Source organism: Ruegeria sp. BF6 (assembly GCF_056538665.1).
This window is the reverse complement of sequence record NZ_JBQFTN010000006.1, coordinates 32,988-51,603: the sequence shown is the minus strand read 5'-3', so window position 1 is coordinate 51,603 and position 18,616 is coordinate 32,988. Positions and strand designations below refer to the sequence as shown.

Genomic DNA, 18,616 nt, shown 5'->3' with positions numbered 1-18,616 from the left:
CAAGCCTAGGGTGTGACACGTCATTGTAAACCCTTCCCCCCTTTTGTGTTTGCAACTCTTGTGCCAACCTGCGCGCGACTGAGGGAGGGGTACTGATGCCAATCACCACATGCGTATTTGACGCCTATGGAACGCTGTTCGACGTCGCCGCCGCAGCACGCCAGGCCGCCGCTGAACCCGGGTTCGAAAAATTGCAGCAGAAATGGCCCGAGCTGGCCAATCACTGGCGGCTGAAACAATTGCAATACACCTGGTTGCGCGCGATCACTGACGCCCACGCCGATTTTTGGGATGTGACGCAAGACGGGCTGGACTGGGCGCTCGAGGTCACGGCGCTGGACGGAGACCCAACTCTGCGTCAGCGTCTGTTGGACCTGTATTGGGAATTGCAGGCCTACCCTGAGGTTCCCCAAATGCTCGCAGATCTGAAAGTTGGAGGGCTGAACACCGCGATCCTGTCCAACGGGTCGCTGCCCATGCTGGATGGCGCGGTTCAATCGGCTGGGATTGGCGATGTGCTGGACGACGTACTGTCGGTCGAAAGCGTTGGTGTCTTCAAACCCCATTCCAGTGTCTATGATCTGGTGCAGCAAAAATTTGGCGGTGAACACGATGAGGTGCTGTTTGTCAGCTCGAACGGTTGGGACGCTGCGGGTGCCAGTGGCTATGGTTTCGTGACCGCCTGGGTCAATCGGGCAAAAGAACCAATGGACCGCTTGCCATGGACACCAACGCATGTACTGTCCGACCTGACGGCGATCCCTCAACTGGCTGGACTTTAATGGCTTTCTTCACAACTTCCGATGACAGGCGCCTCTACTATACCGACACCGGGTCAGGGACCCCGGTATTGTGCCTAGCCGGGCTGACCCGCAACAGCCGGGATTTCTCGTTCCTCGCGCCGCATATCACCGATCTGCGCATGATCACGATGGATTACCGAGGGCGCGGGCAGTCGGCGTTCGACCCGGACTTCATGAACTACAATGTTCTGCGCGAGTCCCATGACGCGATCGAGTTGCTGGATCATTTGGAGCTGGACCGGGTAGCGGTACTGGGCACGTCACGTGGAGGCCTGATCGCGATGGCTCTGGCGGCCAGCCATCCTGAACGCTTGGCTGCTGTTGTTCTGACGGATGTGGGCCCCGTGATCGAGACCTCGGGCATGGCCAAGATAATGGATTATGTCGGCCGACAGCCGATGGCGAAAACCTATGACGAAGCCGCTCAAACCCTGCAGCAGGTGATGGAGCCGCAGTTCCCCGGCGTCCCGCTCGACCGGTGGCGACAGCAGGCCGAGATTCAATATGAGCAGACTGCGGACGGCCTGACTCTGCGCTATGATCCCGCATTGCGGAAAGCCTTGCTGGATCAGGCCGCTGCCGGAGCCATCCCGGATATGTGGATGTTCTTCGAGGCGCTGCACGACATCCCGACCGGAGTCATTCGAGGCTCGAATTCAGATGTTCTCGGCAAAGACACGCTGACCGAAATGCACAAACGCCATCCCGGTCTTATCTCAGTAGAAGTTCCGGATCGCGGGCATGTTCCGTTTCTGGATGAACCGCAATCACTCGACCTAATCCGCAAGGTAGTGGACGCCGCATGAGCACGCTGCAAATGATCGAGGCCGCCGCCGCGCGGCTGAAGGGCCACGTCCGGGAAACACCCCTTCTGAGTTCGCCCTTTCTGGACGAATTGGCCGGGCGCCGGGTGCTGGTGAAGCCCGAATGCCTGCAACATACAGGCAGCTTCAAGTTTCGCGGCGCGTGGTCCGCGATCTCGGCGTTGGATGAAACCGACCGGCAGCGCGGCGTGATCGCCTATTCCTCGGGCAACCATGCGCAGGGCGTGGCCTATGCCGCCGCACAGCATGGGATTTCGTCGGTAATCATCATGCCCTCAGACGCGCCACTGCTGAAGATCAACAACACCCGCGCGCTGGGGGCTGAGGTGGTTCTGTACGACCGCGCCAACGAGAGCCGCGAAGAAATTGGTGAAGCACTGGCCGCAGAGCGCGGCCTGACCCTGATCCGCCCCTATGATGAGCCGCAGGTGATTGCAGGTCAGGGCACCACCGGCCTGGAGCTTGCCCGACAAGCCGCAGAGATGGGTGTTGAACAAGCCGACGTGCTGGTCTGCTGCGGAGGCGGCGGATTGACCTCGGGGATCGCTTTGGCGCTGGAGGGGCACGCGCCCGGCCTGCGCGCCCGCCCCTGTGAGCCCGAGGGTTTTGATGACGTCAAACGTTCGCTGGCGACAGGACAAATTCAGAACAACAACGCCGCTTCGGGGAATATCTGTGACGCGATCCTGACGCCGCAGCCGGGGCAGATCACATTCCCGATCCTGAACCGCCTGTGCGGGCCGGGCCTGTCGGTCACCGAAGAAGAAGCGATGCGGGCCATGGCGCAGGCATTCCTGCGTCTGAAGCTGGTGCTGGAACCGGGCGGTGCGGTGTCGTTAGCTTCGGCCCTGTTTCGCCGTGATGAAATCGATGGCGATGCGGTGATCGTTGTGGCATCAGGGGGAAATGTGGACCCCGAAGTATTTGGAAAAGCACTGGAATTCCTGACCTGACATGGATCAATGATTGGGTCACAGTAATGTCTTAACGTATGACGGCGGGGATTGTGTCATGCAAATCTTGGATATTGGCGAAGTGCAGTTGCACTACCGGGTCGATGGTGACCCGGAGGGTGCGCCGATCGTTTTTGCCAACTCACTGGGCACCGATCTGCGCCTTTGGGACGCCGTACTGCCCCACCTGCCTGAGGGCCTGCGGATCATCCGCTATGACAAGCGCGGGCACGGGCTGTCGTCGCAGCCCCCGGCCCCCTATTCCATGGGTGCACTGATACGCGATGCCGAGGCGCTGTTGGATCATCTGAATGTGCGGGATTGCGTTTTCGTCGGCCTCTCCGTCGGCGGGCTGATCGCTCAGGGCTTGGCGGTGAAGCGGTTAGATCAGATCCGCGCACTGGTGCTGTCAAACACCGCCGCCAAGATCGGCATCCCCTCGATCTGGCAGGATCGGATGGATGCGGTGCGTCAGGGCGGTATCGAAGCGCTGGCCGATGCAACGATGGAGCGATGGTTTTCGAAGAAATTCCGCGCCTCGCCCGATCATCTGCTGTGGCGAAACATGATGGTGCGGCAGCCGGTCGACGGGTATCTGGGCTGTTGCGCCGCGATTTCAGGCACGGATTTCTACACCCCCACCGGCGGCCTGCGCCTGCCCACACTGGGGATTGCGGGCAGCGAGGATGGTTCTACACCGCCGGATCTGGTCCGCGAGACGATCGAATTGATCCCCGGCTCCAGATTCGAACTGATGCGCCGGGCCGGCCATCTGCCCTGCGTCGAACAACCGGCGGAATACGCGGCCCTGCTGCGAGACTTCCTGGCAGATATCGGACATATTTGAAGGAGCGTGACAATGGCGGATTTTCTGTTGGTCCATGGGTCCTGTCACGGCGCTTGGTGCTGGCGTGATCTGATCCCCGCGCTTGAGGCTCTGGGCCATTCGGCACGCGCCATCGACATGCCCAGCCACGGCTCAGACCCGACGCCGATTTCCGATGTCACGCTGGATGGCTGCAGGGATGCGGTGCTGTCGGCCTCGACCCCGCAGACGGTGATCGTCGGCCATTCCTGGGGCGGTTATCCGATCAGCGCAGCTGCCGAAGCCGACCCCAAGGCCATGCGTGCTCTGATCTATCTGTGCGCCTATGTCCCGCAGGATGGTCTTTCCATGGTTGAAATGCGCCGCCGGGCCCCACGTCAATTGATCGTCGATGCGGTTGAGAAATCCACCGACGGCCTGTCCTACACGGTCAGACCAGAAAAAGTGCACGACCTTTTATACCACGATTGCCCGCCAGAGATCGTACCGTTTGCATTCGCGCGTCTGTGCCCGCAGGCGATTGCACCGCAAGAAACCCGGCTGTCGTTGTCCGAGAATTTCGCACGCGTCCCCAAGGCCTATATTCGCGCCACGGACGACCATACAATCCCGACGGAATATGAAGAAGTGATGGGCCACATCGCCCCCGAGGAGCTGCGCGCGACGATTGAAAGCTCTCATTCTCCGTTCTTCTCGCATCCCCGCCATCTGGCCGAAATTCTGGACGATCTAGAACAGAAGCTGCCTGCAACATAACCAAGCGTAACAGGCACTTCACAGGTTAACCAAGCGTGATAGGGTCCGGGTGAAACTCGCGAATGGGTGCCATGCGTCTGCCTTTTCTCTTCGTTCTCGGTACGGTCATGATCGACGCCATGGGCATCGGTCTGGTGTTGCCGATCATGCCAGACCTGATAGTCGAGGTTCAGGGCGGCACCCTGGCCGATGCAGCGATTTGGGGTGGGATCCTCAGCACCGCTTTCGCCGCTATGCAGTTCCTGTTCGGGCCGATTCTGGGCAATCTGTCCGACGCATATGGGCGACGCGCGGTGCTGTTGGTATCTTTGTTCATCATGTCGCTGGACTACGTGGTGATGGCGATTGCGGGCAGCATCTGGCTGTTATTGGCCGGGCGCATCATTGGGGGCATTACGGCCGCGACTCATGCTACGGCTGCAGCCTTCATGGCTGATGTGTCAAAACCCCATGAAAAAGCTGCGAATTTCGGCCTGCTGGGCGCAGCATTTGGCATCGGGTTCGTACTCGGCCCGGTGATCGGAGGACTGTTGAGCGAATATGGCACGCGCGCACCCTTCTGGGCCGCTGCCGGCCTATCGGCCCTAACCTTTTTGACAGGTTTGCTGGTGATGCCCGAAACGGTCACCAACAATACCCGCAGGGCCTTCAGCCTGCGCCGCGCCAATCCGGTGAACTCCTTGCGGGCAATCGCCTCGCTGCCGGGCATCCGCCCGATGCTGTGGGTTTACTTCCTCTATTCGGTGTCGATCTACGTCTATCCCGCGATCTGGGCCTATTTCACAACAGAACGCTTCGGCTGGTCACCGCAGATGATCGGCCTGTCACTGGGTGTCTACGGGATAGGGATGGCAGCCGTTCAGGGCGGCCTGATCCGCCCCGCAACCCGATATCTGGGTGAGCGGGTCACGATCATCTACGGTATGGGGTTCGAGATCGCCAGTTTCCTGCTGCTGGCTTTCCTGACCAACGGGTTTATCGCGTTGATGCTGATCCCAGTCACCGCGCTTGGGGCGGTTGTCACCCCCGCCCTTCAGGCCCTGACATCCCGTGCCACGCCGGACTCTCAGCAGGGTGAGCTGCAGGGGGTGCTTTCTTCTCTGAACGCGCTGTCGATGGTGATCTCACCTTTGGTGATGACCAGCGTGTTCGCGCAGTTCGCGCAGGCCGATGCGGCACTTTATCTGCCTGGGGCACCATTCCTTTTGGCGATGCTGTTGATGATCTTCGGGTTCGCGCTTTTTCTGCGCGCGCGCCCTGTCACAGCGTAACAACGACACCTGAATGACGGTTTCCGTCTTGCAGCGGTCATTTTCCCGCGCCACCGTGGACCAAAGGGAGTGAGGGACAAGAATGCAAACCATCAAAGCCGCCGTCTGCCGGGCGTTCAACAAGCCTTTGGTCATCGAAGACATCCAGATCGCGCCGCCCGGCACCGGAGAGGTCGAGGTGACCCTGGATGCGGTGGCGATCTGCCATTCGGACATTACTTACGCCAGCGGGGCGTGGGGCGGGCACCTGCCGGCCGTCTACGGGCACGAAGCCGCGGGCGTGATCACTGCAACCGGTGACGCGGCCGGTGGGTTTCAGGTGGGTGATGCGGTCGTTGTCACGCTGATCCGGGCCTGCGGGTCCTGCCCGTCCTGCGCGGGAGGTCAACCGACGATATGCGAAACACCTTATGACTCGGTCAACGGTCCGCTGAGCACGGCAGAAGGCGGCACCTTGGATCAGGCAATGGCCTGCGGTGCATTTGCCGAGAAAGTGGTGATCAGCCATCGGCAGATCGTGAAGATCCCCGACGCAATGCCAAAAGACGCGGCCAGCCTGTTGTCTTGCGGGGTAATCACCGGCGTCGGTGCTGCGGTGAACGCAGCCAAGCTCCGCCCCGGTCAGGATGTGGTTGTCATCGGTGCGGGCGGTGTCGGACTGAATGCGATTCAGGGCGCGCATATCGCCGGGGCACGACGGATCGTGGCCGTCGATATGACCGAAGAAAAGCTTGAGATCGCCAAGGAATTCGGCGCGACACATGGTGTTCTGGCCAGCCAAGAACAGCCGTGGAAAGCCGCCCACAAGGCGTTGGGCGGGCGTGGTGCGGATGCGGTTCTGATTACCGTTGGTGCGATCCCGGCCTACGATCAGGCCCCGCGTTACCTGGGCCCTGGCGGCAAAGCGATCATGATTGGAATGCCTCATTCCGGCGAAATGTCCAGCTATGAACCCGTTGTTCTGGCAGCGCTGGGTCAGGGGCTTGTCGGCTCGAAAATGGGCGATGTGGTCATACAGCGCGATATCCCGTGGATGATCGATCTGTACGAACAGGGGCGGCTGAAACTGGACGAGTTGATTTCGGGCCGCTGGGCTCTGGACCAGATCAACGAGGCGATCGAGGACACCAAGACCGGATCGGCCAAGCGTAACGTGATCCTGTTCGATATGGAGTAGAGGCGGATGAAACTGCAAGACCTAGACATCATCGTCACTGCGCCACCCGCACCGGGCTGGGGCGGGCGCTATTGGATACTGGTAAAAGTTACCACCGATACCGGGATCACCGGTTGGGGTGAGTGTTATGCGTCCTCGGTCGGCCCCGAGGCGATGCAGCACGTGATCCGCGACGTGTTCGAACGGCACATGCTGGGCGAAAACCCCGAAAACATCGAGCTGATGTTCCGCCGCACCTATTCCAGCGGCTTTACCCAGCGCCCGGACCTGACCGTGATGGGAGCATTCTCGGGGCTCGAAATCGCCTGCTGGGACATTCTGGGCAAAGATCGCGACCGCCCGGTCTACGCCCTGCTGGGCGGGTTGATGAACGAGCGTATCCGCGCCTACACCTACCTCTATCCCCTGCCGCAGCATAACCTGACCGATTTCTGGACCTCGCCCAAACAGGCTGGGGATTGCGCGGCAGAGATGGTGCGGCGCGGATTCACGGCGGTCAAATTCGACCCTGCGGGTCCATACACTCTCCGTGGCGGGCATATGCCTGCGATGTCCGATATCTCATTGTCGGTGGCATTCTGCAAAGCGATCCGAGAGGCTGTGGGCGACAAGGCCGACCTGCTGTTCGGCACGCACGGCCAGTTCAACACAGCGGGCGCCATCCGGTTGGGTCAGGCGTTGGAGCCGTACTCTCCGCTGTGGTTCGAGGAACCCACCCCGCCCGACATGATCGAAGACATGGCCCGCGTTGCCCGCAACGTTCGCATCCCCGTCGCGACCGGAGAACGCATGACCACCAAAGCCGAGTTCGGGGCCGTCCTGCGCGCAGGGGCCGCGGAAATCCTGCAACCCGCGTTGGGCCGTGCCGGAGGCATATGGGAGATGAAGAAAGTCGCCGCCATGGCCGAGGTGTTCAACGCTCAGATGGCCCCGCATCTTTACGCAGGGCCGGTCGAATGGGCCGCCAATATCCATCTCGCTGCATCGATCCCGAACCTTCTGCTGCTGGAAACCATCGAAACCCCGTTCCACGATCAATTGATCAACGGTACGCTGCGCGTGGATGAGGGCTTTGTGACTGCCCCAACCGCGCCCGGTCTTGGAATCGAGGTGGATGAGGACCTCGCGCGCGCGCATCCCTACACCGGCGATGGCCTGCATCTGCAAATGCAGGAAGAGCCTTGCGATTATGTCAACGGAAACGACTTTCAGGGCGGTGCACCAGCGACCGAGGGGTGACAAGCAAACCCGATTTGGGGCATATTGCCAGCACCCAAAATCCAAACAGGCCGCGCGTGACCATCAAAGCCCACGATACCACAAGCGCTCACCCCGAAACCCTCGAGGACATGCAGGAAAACGCCGCGCGGGCTGCGGCTTTTCTAAAAACACTGGCCCATGAGGGGCGGCTGATGATCCTGTGTCACCTGGGCGAGGGCGAAAAATCTGTCGGTGAGCTTGAGGACCTATTGCAAATCCGGCAGGCCGCCGTCAGCCAGATGCTGGCCCGTCTGCGTCAGGAACGGCTGGTCTCTACCCGCAGGGATGGCAAGACAATCTATTACTCGCTCCAGGACGGTGACACGGTGCGGGTCATCAGGTTGCTCTACGACCTGTTCTGTAAGCCGAATGGTTAGTTCGAGATATAACCTGCAATCACCTGCAACAGTTTGAAGGCGGTCGCGGCGTCATTTTCGACCACGGCCAGGAATTCTTCCTCACCGATCCGCAAACAGGACAGCTCGGTCTCGGCAATCATGCTCAGGGCGCGGGGTTCCTTTCGAATAAGCCCCAGTTCACCCACCAGCGCCCCCGGCCCGACCTTGGTAATCAGTTGATCAGGGCCTTCCATCTGCGGCAGGTACAGCCCAGCCTCACCCTCAAGCACCACATAGGCGCCGTCAGTGGGCTGGTCGTCCTTCAGGAACACAACCTCACCCGGTTTGGCATTGTACCAGCGCGCACCAAAGGCCAGCAGGCGCAGCTGTCTGCGGTCGAGACCGGAAAACAGCGGTGTCTGCTCCAACGCGCGCAGCTTGCGTGCAAGATCGGCCGAGGCGGCACTATCCTCTTCCACCATGGCATCCCCTTCATCCGTCACCACCCGACCCTGACGGATTTCGACATACATGTCGAACTTGTCCGGGTTCTCAAAATGGTCGTTCAGATAGATTACGGTTGTATCCGGCAGCAACTCGCGCAGGTTCTTGTAAACGGCGACCTGGGTCGCCATGTCATAGCTGGCCAGTGCGTTTTCCAGGATCAGAATGTCGGGTTTCTTGATCGTCGCACGGGTAAAGGCCAGCGGCTCGGCAAAAACAGCGGGCAGGTTCTGGCCGCCGATCGCAACCGGCACGTCATAGATCAGTTCCACCACCAGCGGGCGCGCACCGTTTTCGTCCAGCACATCGACAATCAGCTTGCGCGCCTCGTCCGAGCGTCCGCCGCCAATCTGGCTGACTTTGCCGAACAGGGCATTCTCCATCACCGTCAAACCGGGGGCAAAAGCGTCTTTGTGCAGTGGTAAAAAGACATCCTGCAACCGCTCCAACAGCTTTTCAGAATGACTATGGCGCAGTTCCAGGATGCGGTTTTTTAGCTCATCCGTAAAGGCGGGCCCGATTTGCTCGGCCGAGATCACGAACGGTACCGCCAAAAGGTTCGCCAGCTTTTCGTCATCCAGCCCCGACACACCCTCGCTACGGGTTTTCTCGACGAGCTCAAGCGCAGTCTCATAAGTCTTGGCTTCCAGACCAAGTTTGCGGAACAACGGATGATCCGTTCCATCCAGACCAAAAATCTGGCGCAGCATCTCGATCACGTCCTGGGTCAGTCTGACCAGCGTTTTGTCCAGCCCCAAATCGCGCAGTTGGCCAAGGAAAACGGTCTGGCGGGCCAGCAGGTCCTGCGTAACCGGAACCCTCGGGGTAGCGAACAGCAGATTTTCCGCGACCGGCAATGCTGAATTATACGTGCACCAGTCGAAGACCAGCGCCTGTTGATCCAACCCGGCTGCCTGCACGGCCTGTTGCACGAGCGGGCGCAGCTCGACCAGTTTCTGCGCCAGCTCCGGGTGTTCAGCGGCGTCGAATACCTGATCCGACCCGCGCTGGAACAAAGCGGCCCCCGACCCCAGCCCGTCGATCAGATGCAGCCACCAGTCCCGCAACGCCTCGGGACTGTCCAATCCGGCCAAGGATGGATCCAGCCAGTCTGACCGGAAAGGGTCGGCGCTGTTACCTGCGCGCTGTGTCTCGGCAAAGTCGGGGTCATCGAATTGGGTCGTCAGCGGCCTCTGACGCATCGGCATCATGACGTTGTCCCCCAACGTGCCCTGAAACAAGACCGGGCGCGACGAGGCATAGCCAATGCGTGCGGCCACGACGCTTTGGTGCAGGGTCGCCAGGTTTTCGCCGCCCACTTCAACCCGCCCCGAGCTGGGCAGGATTTCCCGTGTCAGCAATTCGGCCACTGCGCGCCTGTCTTCTTCGCTGGGGGCGGCAATGCCGATTGTTTGCTGACCCGCAAAGGTGAGGTTCAGATCATCCAGCACCTGATTGCCATCCATATCCCGAACCGAAACACGATCCAGCACGATATCGCCCTTTAGGCGCGGACGGGATTCGGACTCGCCCTCAAACAGCTTTTCATCGGGCATCCCGGGCGGAGCAAACCGTTCGATCACCACATCCCAACGCAGCGACATGTCCTGCGTCTGGTTGTAATACGTCAGCAGCTCCTTCCACGGCGAGCTCAGGTCTTTGTACGCCGCCAGCGCAGCCACCAGCGCCCCCAGCGAGACTGAGCCCTGCAACACCAGAAGGCCGCCAACCAAGTAGAACATGAAGGGCGTCAGCTGTGAGATGAAGTTGTTGATGAACTTCATGAAGAATTTTTTCTGGTAGATCTCGAACCGAATACCGAACAGTCGCCCCAGCTGCTCCGAGATCATCGCCCGACGATAGCGCCAACCACCATTGCCCCGCAGAGTCGAGGCCCCGGCGGCGTTCTCACCGATCTGTGCGGCCAGAACACGGACTTCCTGAATGCGCTTCTTGTTCAGCAGATTGATCTGCCGCTGCAGCTTGGGGATCAGCCAGGCCTGCAACGGAATCAACGACACGGCCGCCAGGCCGAACCAGACGCTTTGCAGAAACAGGAAAGACAGGATCGTGATCATCTGACCGGCCTGCAGCACCGGTTGGCTGATCGCATCGCCCATCAGCCCGCCCATCGGCTCGCTTTCCGCAGTGATCATCGAAACCATCTCGCCCTGGCTAACCCGCTCGAAATAGGGTTGAGGAAAGCGCAGGGCTCGATTGATCAACTGATACCGGAAGCGGCGCAGCATCCGTTCGCTGAGCACCCCTTTCATAGTGTTGATGCGCATCTTCATTACGCCGTGGCACAGCACAGCCAGCAAGAACGCCCCGCACAGGATGATCAGGAACGTGGTCTGCGGCAGGTCATAACCAAGAACATTCACCACAGGGCTGGCCGCACCGATCGCATCGTTGATGATGCGTTTGGGCAGTTCCAGCGTCAGGTACAACAACGGAAACAGCGTAGAGGTCACGGCCAGCAGGACAAGCTGATCGCGTTTGGAATACTTCCAAATAAACCGGAAAATCGAACGTTCTATGGAACCCGCCCCTATTCTGAATCATTGAACCGATCCTGAAGAAAGTACCGCAAATCAAACACTCTGAATTTACAGCAATCGTGGCCCGTGACGCAAATGGTTTCCAGTTTGGTCATATCTCCGCCATGTGTGAACAAGTTCATTTGCACCGCAACGGTTTAGCCCCTAAGATTCGCTTCAGGACGATATCGGGAGGAGCAATTTGAATGCCAGCATAGGCGCAGTGTTATTGATGCTCTGCTTATTGCAGATCAAACATATGTTTGCGGACTATTTCCTCCAGACTCCGAAAATGTTGTCCGGTCGCGGTGTGTATTTACACTGGGGCCGTGCGCAGCATGCTGGCGTGCATGTTGTCGGATCCGTTATTGTTTTTCTACTGTTCGGGGCGCCGTGGTCTTTCATCCTGATCATTGCCGCACTGGAATGGATCGTGCATTTCAATATCGACTTTGCCAAAGCCAGCTATTCGGACAAGAAACAGCTGTCACCAACGCAGGCAGCGTTCTGGCGTGCAGCAGGGCTGGACCAGTGTATGCACAACCTGACCTATATTGCGATGGTCTGGGCTTGGGTGAGTTTCGCCACCTGATCCCCCATGATTTCCCGAGTGGAATGACGGTAAGCCTCTAACCAAAGCTGATCCAACGCATCAAGTTCCGTGGTATCGAATCTTTCCGCAACCTCCCAATACCGGCCCGACGGGACGATATATCCCAGCTCCTGTTCCGCATTCAGAACCCCTTCCATCGCATCGGTAGCGGGCAAACCGGCGTCTGTCAGGTTGCCCAATCCCACAGACGGGAACAGTAACCGACTGTCCCCATGCGATAGCCTGACGACCCGGCACCCCTGTGCCGCGCCGAACATCGCCAGACGCGCTGACTTCGCCTCGAGCGACCGCAGGGTGACATCCGCACGCAACGGATCAGCCGTACCGGTCCCGTAGAAATGCGTATTACCGGTTCCAGGATAGATCATGTCACAACCGAAATAGGCCAGAACCGCAGGGCGAGTCACCGCAAGCGCCCAATACCCCGCAGTGAACGCCATCGTACCACCGGCATAGACGAAACCGCCGAAGCCGTTCTGAACAGGAACGTAATCCCTGGCCGTCACAACCCGCTGATGGTCACGGATCCTGTCTGGTCGTCGTTGGGCCGGGAAATCCTCAGGATGGATCAACACGTCCCAATCCGGCCGGATACGCCAGGCATTGTTGATGGCAACGATGTGCGTAAATGTCGCGCGCGGCCACTGCTGCGCGGCCACTGCGCCCGGGGCGCTGCCCAGTATCAGAACTCGGTTCGTCGGCTCGGCCATGCTGGGCCCCGTTCCATGCGGTCCCCAGATAGCTAGTGCGTTCTCTCGTACCGGCTAGCCCAGAACCGAAAAACTGCTTTCTTCGTTGATCGGGCGCTTGCGGGAATAGAAACCCACGTCGATCGTCCGCTTGATATAAGGCAACTCGAACTGCAGCGGCTGGGCATCGTGATCCGCCCCACCTTCGCAATAGTCGATCAGGGCCGTCATCATCTTTCCTGCGATCGGCGCATTCTTGTACTGGTTCCCGCTGGTGCCACAGGCCATGTAAAACCCCGGAAGGCTGGATTTGTCATAGATCGGAATCCAGTCGGTAGAAGCGTCGTACAGGTCTACAACTCCACGTGTCTTGGAAGGGATGCCTAGGCTGGGCACCCGCTGCGCATAGCGCATGGCCTGCGTCGTCCATTGATCGGTAAAGTCGTGGTTATAGTGGACGTCGTCCTCGCACCACTGATGCGGGTCACATTCCGGGTCTTCCGAGCCGACCAGGATGTGGTTGCCGTGCTCGGGACGGCAATAGCAGGCTATATCACTGTCCGACACGATCGTGCCATCGTTTTCGAAATCGAACCCCTCGGGCGCAGGAACGTGTACTACTTCCTGCCGCAGGGGACGTGTTTCGATGGTCATGTCATCCAAAACGCCTGCCATCTTGTTGATGATCGCCGAGCCCGGTCCGGCCACATTCACCACCACCTTGGCGCTGAGTTCTTCGCCCGAGGCCAACTTGACCCCGCACACGCGCCCGCCTTCGGTCAGGATCTCGACCACTTCAGCCCCGGTGCGCACCTCAGCCCCGTGCCGTTTCGCGGCATCCATCAGGTTTTGCGCCGACAGGGCCGGATCGGTGACATAGCCAGCCTGAGGCCAATATACCCCGCCTTGCATCTTGCGCCCGTTCGGCTGACCGAATTCCGGGTCATCCATGCGACGCGCCGGCGCGAAACTGTCCAGCGAGTAAACCGGCAGGCGTTCAGTGATTTTCGCAGCCGACCACTCTTCGAACGGGCAATCCAGATCGGCACTGTTCTTCATGTGTTTTTCCAACATCCCGTTGGCGTCGGTTTTCATCACCAGACATCCCGTCTCGCGGAACTGTGCCAGATTGGCCTTCGTGGGCAGTCCCAAGTAATCAGCCCAATCGCGCCAATAGTGATAGCCTTCCCACGCAAAAGCGGTGCCGTCGAAGGTCGAGTAATGCATCCGAATGATCGCGCAAGACCCCGCAGTTGAGCCATGGCCGACCTGAGAATTGCGGTCCAGCGACAGGGTTTTCCAACCGGCCTTGGCCATTTCGAACGCGATAGCTGCCCCTATGACTCCGGTACCGATGATGATTGCGTCTGGTTGGCTCATTCTCTGTCTCCTTCCCAATAGCGCTTTGAATAGGCGCTGAATTCTTCGACTTCCTCGGGTCGTGGCTCGACTCCGGTGAAAACGTAAAGGTAGTGCGGTACCATCTGCAGTCGGGTTTCCATCGGCTCATTCAGCTGGGCGAGATCGTATCCAATCTGCATGTAGTACAGCACACGGGCACGGGTTTCGGCCTCAACCGCAGAATAGCCAAAACGCACGAACATGGCGTGCAGAGCTTCCAACCGTCGGGTGTCCGATTGATCCAATGCACGGCGTACCTTGCCCGATTTGCGCGCCCAATCCCGTACGGCAAAGTCCAGCGCCGTATCGAACAGATCGGTGTTCACCACGCAGCGATGCACATTGCAGACCGCCGCCGTGATGGTTTCCGCCGGAGCCTCAGCCTGTGCAATCAGACCCACCGTGTTCGTGGCCTGCCAGCGGGACAGCAAAGCGTCGAGCAGTTCCTGACGTGATTTGAAATACCAGTAGAAGGAAGATCGCGAGACCGCCATCCGCTCGGCCAAGCTCAGCACCTTGATCTGGTCCACCCCGTCCGAAATCAGCACATCCATCGCCACGTTAAGCCAGTCGTCACGCGTGACCTTGATGTTGCCGACCAAGGGCTCGGCCTTGGGGTCGTCGCGGTGCAGGATCGGTTTGGTGTTCATTCAACTCTCCGGTGGCGCGCCGCCTTCGGCGGTACGGCGCGCGATGAAATCCTGCAAGGCACCAAGCCGGTCGCTATCGCCGGCAGGAGCTTTGAAATCTTCAAGAATGGCCTTCCATACACCCGTTGCCCGATGATTGGCGTCAACCGATCCGCGCTCGGTCCACGTGCCGAAATTGGCATAGTCGTGCACGTGGGGCTGGTAGAATTCAGTGTTGTAGCGTTCCATCGTCTGGCTGGTTGCAAAGAAGTGTCCGCTTGGTTCGACCTCGCGCAGGGCGGTGTCAAAGCCGATCTCGGCGGCCCCCGCCTGCGCCCCGGCACAAAGTTCGGCGACCATGTTCAGCACCTCGGCGTCGCAGACCAGCTTTTCGAACGACACTGACAGCCCGCCCTCGAGCCACCCGGCCGAGTGGATGATCACTGTCGCCCCAGCCATCAGGCACCCCCAGAGGCCGAACTGATTTTCATTCGCGGCCTGTACGTCATTGATGTTCGATGCTGACCCGGCAGCAGATCGCCAAGGCAGCCCCAGATGCCGCGCCAATTGCCCGGCCGCCAGTGACGCCTGAAAATGCGAAGGCGTCCCGAACGCAGGCGCACCCGATTTCATGTCTACATTGCTGGTGAAGGTCCCATAGCACACCGGCGCGCCTGGGTTGGTCAGTTGGGTCAGCGTCAGCGCCGCCAAGGCTTCGGCATGGGAAAGCGTGATTGCTCCTGCCACCGTGATAGGTGCCATCGCCCCCATCAAGGTAAAAGGTGTAATGATCGACATCTGCCCATGGCGGGCAAAGTCGATCAGCCCCTGCGCCATAGGGATGTCCAGCGTCCGCGGGCTGTTGGTATTGATGATCGTGTAGCAATGCGCGTTGCCGCGGAAATCTTCATCTGACAGGCCCCGTGCGGTGGAGAGCATCTCGAAGCAGTCCATAACCTGCGGCGTCCCGCGCGAGAAGAAGAACGGGAACTTGTCCGTCAGCTCCATCTGCGCCTGCGTCGTGAAGTAGTGGCGCAGATGTGTCGGCACGTCCTGCGGCTCGACCTGAGGCGAGATCATCTGGAACACGTCGAAATGATGCGTGAGTTTCAGAAACTCAAGATAGTCCTGCCCGGTCGCAGGGCGGCGGCCCCGTTCCAGATCGGTGGCATTAGGTGCCCCTGCCCCCGGCTGGAACACCAGACTTCCCAGTTCCAGTGTGAAATCGCGGCGGCGCGCGCCCGCGTGGCAGGCGATCGAGTTGGGGGCCGAGGCGACGGCGGCCTCGACAATATCGCGCCCGACGAAGACCATTTCAGAGCCTTCATCCACGCGTGCGCCACCCGCAGCAAAAATCCGTCGGGCTTCGGGCAGCAGAACCTTGACCCCCAGTTCCTCAAGCGTCCGCAGGGCCGTTTCGTGCATGTCCGCAATCTGGTCCGCCGAAAACACCTCCATCGGCGGGAACGGGTTCGTCAGTTGGCGGTAGTTCACATTGCGACTGGGCGGCGGCGCGGCGTCAACACCGCGCCCGCGCCGTCGCCGACCGCGTTCGGATGTCTGCGAAATCACCATCAGCCCCTCATCGCCTTGCCCTGCGGGTCGTATGGGGACGGTGCAACCACCCTCGCGGAGCGTTCGACGCCAACCACATGCACGGTCAATTCCGTGCCCGGTTCGGCCTTGTCGCGGTTGACCAGCGCCATTGCCAGCGACTTGCCGGTATAGTGCCCATAGCCACCAGAGGTTACAAAGCCTATCCGATCTTCGCCCGACCAAATCGGCTCATACCCGCTGGCATCCGCGTCCAGCGCATCCACCTCAAGCGTCACCTGAACCTGCGCGGGGCCGTTGCCCTCTCGTTCAGCCACGGCGGCATCCTTGCCGACGAAATCCTTATCCCAATCGATCCAACGGTCCATCCCGGTCATCCCGGGCGTATAGAGCTGAGTGAATTCTGCCGACCAGATACCAAAGCTCTTTTCCAACCGCGTCGAGAGCATCGCGTTGAAACCGCACTCGCGGATGCCCTCGTCAGCGCCCGCCTCCAATAGCATCCGGCGCAGCTTGATGTGATCACCATAGCGGCAGTTGATCTCATAGCCCTTTTCGCCGGTCACCGACATGCGCGCGACGCGAGCGCGGACCAGACCGATGTCGAAATCACCGCAGCCCATGAATTTCAGCCCCGAGATATCCTGTTCTGCCAGTTTCTCGACCACGGTCTGCGATCTTGGACCGACGACGGCGAAACCGCAGTATTCCTCGCCCAGATCGCGAATATCGACGCCGTCGATCATGTGATCATCGAACCACCGCATGTGCCAGGCGCGCAGGTAGTAGCTGCCCATGATCCACCACGTGCCATCGCCCCAGTTGAGAACAGTCAGATCGCCCTTGAGCCGCCCGTTCTCACCCAGCATCGGGGCCAGCTTGGCACGGCCCGGTGCAGGCAGTTTCGAGGCCATCACTTTGTCCAGCCAGACCTCTGCATTTGGGCCACTGATTTCGAACCGCGAAAAGCCCGAGATATCCAGCAGGCCTACGCCCTCGCGGATCACCTTGCATTCCTGGGCCACGATGTCATGCGCGTTCGAACGCTTGAGCGTCGGTGTTTCCTCGAACCCCTTCGGCGCGAAGTACAGCGGCACCTCCAGATCCCAGCTGACACCCCACTTGCATCCGGCGTCGGTCATCGCGTCATGGGCCGGGGCCATTTTCAGCGGACGTCCGGCGGGCAATTGCTCGTTCGGGTAAGTCATCACGAAACGGCGGGAATAGAACTGACCGGTGGTTTCGCGGATATAGCGTTTGTTCTGGGCAAAATCGCCATAGCGCGCCACATCCATCGGCCATGCGTCGGCTTCGGGTTCGCCATGGATCATCCACTCGGCCAGCGTCTTGCCAACGCCGCCGCCCTGCAGGAAACCCGCCATCACCGCACAGGCCGACCAATAACCTGGCTTGCCCGGTACCGGGCCAACCAGCGGGTTACCATCGGGCGAGAAGGTAAATGCGCCGTTTACCCATGTCTTGATGCCGACATTCTGGATCGACGGATAGCGTTCAAAGCCCAGCGTCAGTTCATTTTCGATCCGATCCAGCTGTTCCTGAAACAGCTCTTCGCCATAGTTCCACGGCGCGCCGTCCATGGCCCAGTGTTCGTGGTCGACTTCGTATATGCCTACCAGAACGCCCTTCTGATCCTGTCGCATATAGGTGAATCCTTCGAGGTCCACGGTCATCGGCATCTCGAAATCGGCCTCAGCCACCTCGGGCACCGTGTCGGTAATCAGATAGTGGTGTTTCAGCGGTGAGACCGGCAGCTCAATCCCCGCCATACGGCCCACCTGCTTGGCCCAAAGCCCCGCGGCGTTGACCACATGTTCACACGTGATTGTGCCCCGATCGGTCACCACCTGCCAGCCATCCGCGGTCTGGATCAGCTCCTCAACCTTGGTTTCTTCATAGTATTCCGCGCCACGTTTTTTAGCCGCCGTCGCATAGGCCTGCACCGTGCCGGTTGTGTCGATATAACCCTCACGGTCCGCCCACATGGCACCCAGAACGCCGTCGGTGGACATGATCGGGCAGCGCCGTTGCGCCTCTTCCGGAGACAGCAACTCACAGTCATCAATGCCGATGGATTGGAAGATGCGATAGTTCGCCTGCAGCCATTCCCAGCGTTCGGGCGTGCCGGCCAAGGTCAGGCCACCAGTCATGTGCAGTCCGATATTCTGACCGGATTCTTTTTCGATCTCGCTCAGCAGGTCGATGGTATAGGCCTGCAGAGAGGCCATGTTCGGATCCGCGTTCAACGCGTGAATCCCGCCAGCTGCATGCCATGACGAACCCGACGCCAACCGCCGCCGCTCTAGCATCACCACATCCGACCAGCCGAACTTGGCCAGGTGATACAGAACCGAGGCGCCCACAACGCCGCCCCCGATGACCACAACGCGATACTGAGATTTCATCCTGCCCTCTCCTGCATGACACGCTGTGGACGCTAGACGCACTATTCACTTCTGT

16 protein-coding genes are annotated in these 18,616 nt (G+C 59.8%); 10 read left to right on the top strand and 6 right to left on the bottom strand.

Features of this window, described 5'->3' with window-relative positions:
* Window positions 1–95 precede the first annotated feature (95 nt).
* From ACR0IM_RS14935 to ACR0IM_RS14895, 9 genes are all read left to right on the top strand, one after another.
* The gene (locus ACR0IM_RS14935; protein WP_480682413.1) at window positions 96–782 is read left to right on the top strand and encodes a haloacid dehalogenase type II; all 687 of its coding nucleotides are present in this window, start codon (window positions 96–98) and stop codon (window positions 780–782) included.
* Complete coding sequence (locus ACR0IM_RS14930; protein WP_480682412.1) at window positions 782–1,609, top strand: alpha/beta fold hydrolase; 828 nt, start codon at window positions 782–784, stop codon at window positions 1,607–1,609. Before ACR0IM_RS14935 ends, ACR0IM_RS14930 begins: the two co-directional genes overlap by 1 nt.
* Window positions 1,606–2,580 carry a threonine ammonia-lyase gene (locus ACR0IM_RS14925; RefSeq protein WP_480682411.1) on the top strand — a complete coding sequence of 325 codons (975 nt, stop codon included), beginning with the start codon at window positions 1,606–1,608 and terminating at the stop codon, window positions 2,578–2,580. Before ACR0IM_RS14930 ends, ACR0IM_RS14925 begins: the two co-directional genes overlap by 4 nt.
* Window positions 2,581–2,638: 58 nt before the next feature.
* Window positions 2,639–3,427, top strand: a complete 789-nt coding sequence (pcaD, locus tag ACR0IM_RS14920; protein WP_480682410.1) for a 3-oxoadipate enol-lactonase — start codon at window positions 2,639–2,641, stop codon at window positions 3,425–3,427.
* Between the two features lie 12 nt (window positions 3,428–3,439).
* Window positions 3,440–4,162, top strand: a complete 723-nt coding sequence (locus ACR0IM_RS14915; RefSeq protein ID WP_480593750.1) for an alpha/beta fold hydrolase — start codon at window positions 3,440–3,442, stop codon at window positions 4,160–4,162.
* 71 nt (window positions 4,163–4,233) lie between these two features.
* Complete coding sequence (locus ACR0IM_RS14910) at window positions 4,234–5,433, top strand: TCR/Tet family MFS transporter (RefSeq protein WP_480682409.1); 1,200 nt, start codon at window positions 4,234–4,236, stop codon at window positions 5,431–5,433.
* Window positions 5,434–5,515: 82 nt separating this feature from the next.
* A complete protein-coding gene (locus ACR0IM_RS14905; protein ID WP_480682408.1) occupies window positions 5,516–6,610 on the top strand; it encodes a Zn-dependent alcohol dehydrogenase in 1,095 nt (364 codons plus the stop codon).
* Between the two features lie 6 nt (window positions 6,611–6,616).
* Complete coding sequence (locus ACR0IM_RS14900) at window positions 6,617–7,849, top strand: mandelate racemase/muconate lactonizing enzyme family protein (RefSeq protein WP_480682407.1); 1,233 nt, start codon at window positions 6,617–6,619, stop codon at window positions 7,847–7,849.
* A gap of 110 nt (window positions 7,850–7,959) precedes the next feature.
* Window positions 7,960–8,247 (top strand): ArsR/SmtB family transcription factor, encoded by a 288-nt coding sequence (locus ACR0IM_RS14895; protein WP_480682465.1) that lies wholly within the window; start codon window positions 7,960–7,962, stop codon window positions 8,245–8,247.
* On the opposite strand, the gene ACR0IM_RS14890 is transcribed toward ACR0IM_RS14895, so the two are convergent.
* Complete coding sequence (locus tag ACR0IM_RS14890; RefSeq protein ID WP_480642443.1) at window positions 8,244–11,267, bottom strand: ABC transporter transmembrane domain-containing protein; 3,024 nt, start codon at window positions 11,265–11,267, stop codon at window positions 8,244–8,246. The genes ACR0IM_RS14895 and ACR0IM_RS14890 overlap by 4 nt on opposite strands.
* A 244-nt stretch (window positions 11,268–11,511) precedes the next feature.
* Between ACR0IM_RS14890 and ACR0IM_RS14885 the strand changes: the two genes are divergently transcribed.
* The gene (locus ACR0IM_RS14885; RefSeq protein WP_480642405.1) at window positions 11,512–11,844 is read left to right on the top strand and encodes a DUF3307 domain-containing protein; all 333 of its coding nucleotides are present in this window, start codon (window positions 11,512–11,514) and stop codon (window positions 11,842–11,844) included.
* Here the strand turns inward: ACR0IM_RS14885 and ACR0IM_RS14880 are convergent.
* Genes ACR0IM_RS14880 through ACR0IM_RS14860 form a run of 5 tightly spaced genes read right to left on the bottom strand, consistent with a single transcriptional unit; the run spans window position 11,802 to window position 18,561 of the window.
* Window positions 11,802–12,575: a hypothetical protein gene (locus ACR0IM_RS14880; RefSeq protein ID WP_480593758.1), complete on the bottom strand. Its 774-nt coding sequence runs from the start codon at window positions 12,573–12,575 to the stop codon at window positions 11,802–11,804. The genes ACR0IM_RS14885 and ACR0IM_RS14880 overlap by 43 nt on opposite strands.
* Before the next feature lie 54 nt (window positions 12,576–12,629).
* Window positions 12,630–13,934: an NAD(P)/FAD-dependent oxidoreductase gene (locus tag ACR0IM_RS14875; RefSeq protein WP_480682406.1), complete on the bottom strand. Its 1,305-nt coding sequence runs from the start codon at window positions 13,932–13,934 to the stop codon at window positions 12,630–12,632.
* Window positions 13,931–14,605 (bottom strand): TetR/AcrR family transcriptional regulator, encoded by a 675-nt coding sequence (locus tag ACR0IM_RS14870; RefSeq protein ID WP_480682405.1) that lies wholly within the window; start codon window positions 14,603–14,605, stop codon window positions 13,931–13,933. Before ACR0IM_RS14870 ends, ACR0IM_RS14875 begins: the two co-directional genes overlap by 4 nt.
* Window positions 14,606–16,159: a trimethylamine methyltransferase family protein gene (locus tag ACR0IM_RS14865; protein ID WP_480682404.1), complete on the bottom strand. Its 1,554-nt coding sequence runs from the start codon at window positions 16,157–16,159 to the stop codon at window positions 14,606–14,608. It lies immediately after the preceding gene.
* The gene (locus ACR0IM_RS14860) at window positions 16,159–18,561 is read right to left on the bottom strand and encodes a GcvT family protein (RefSeq protein WP_480593762.1); all 2,403 of its coding nucleotides are present in this window, start codon (window positions 18,559–18,561) and stop codon (window positions 16,159–16,161) included. The genes ACR0IM_RS14865 and ACR0IM_RS14860 overlap by 1 nt, the downstream gene beginning before the upstream one ends.
* Window positions 18,562–18,616 lie beyond the last annotated feature (55 nt).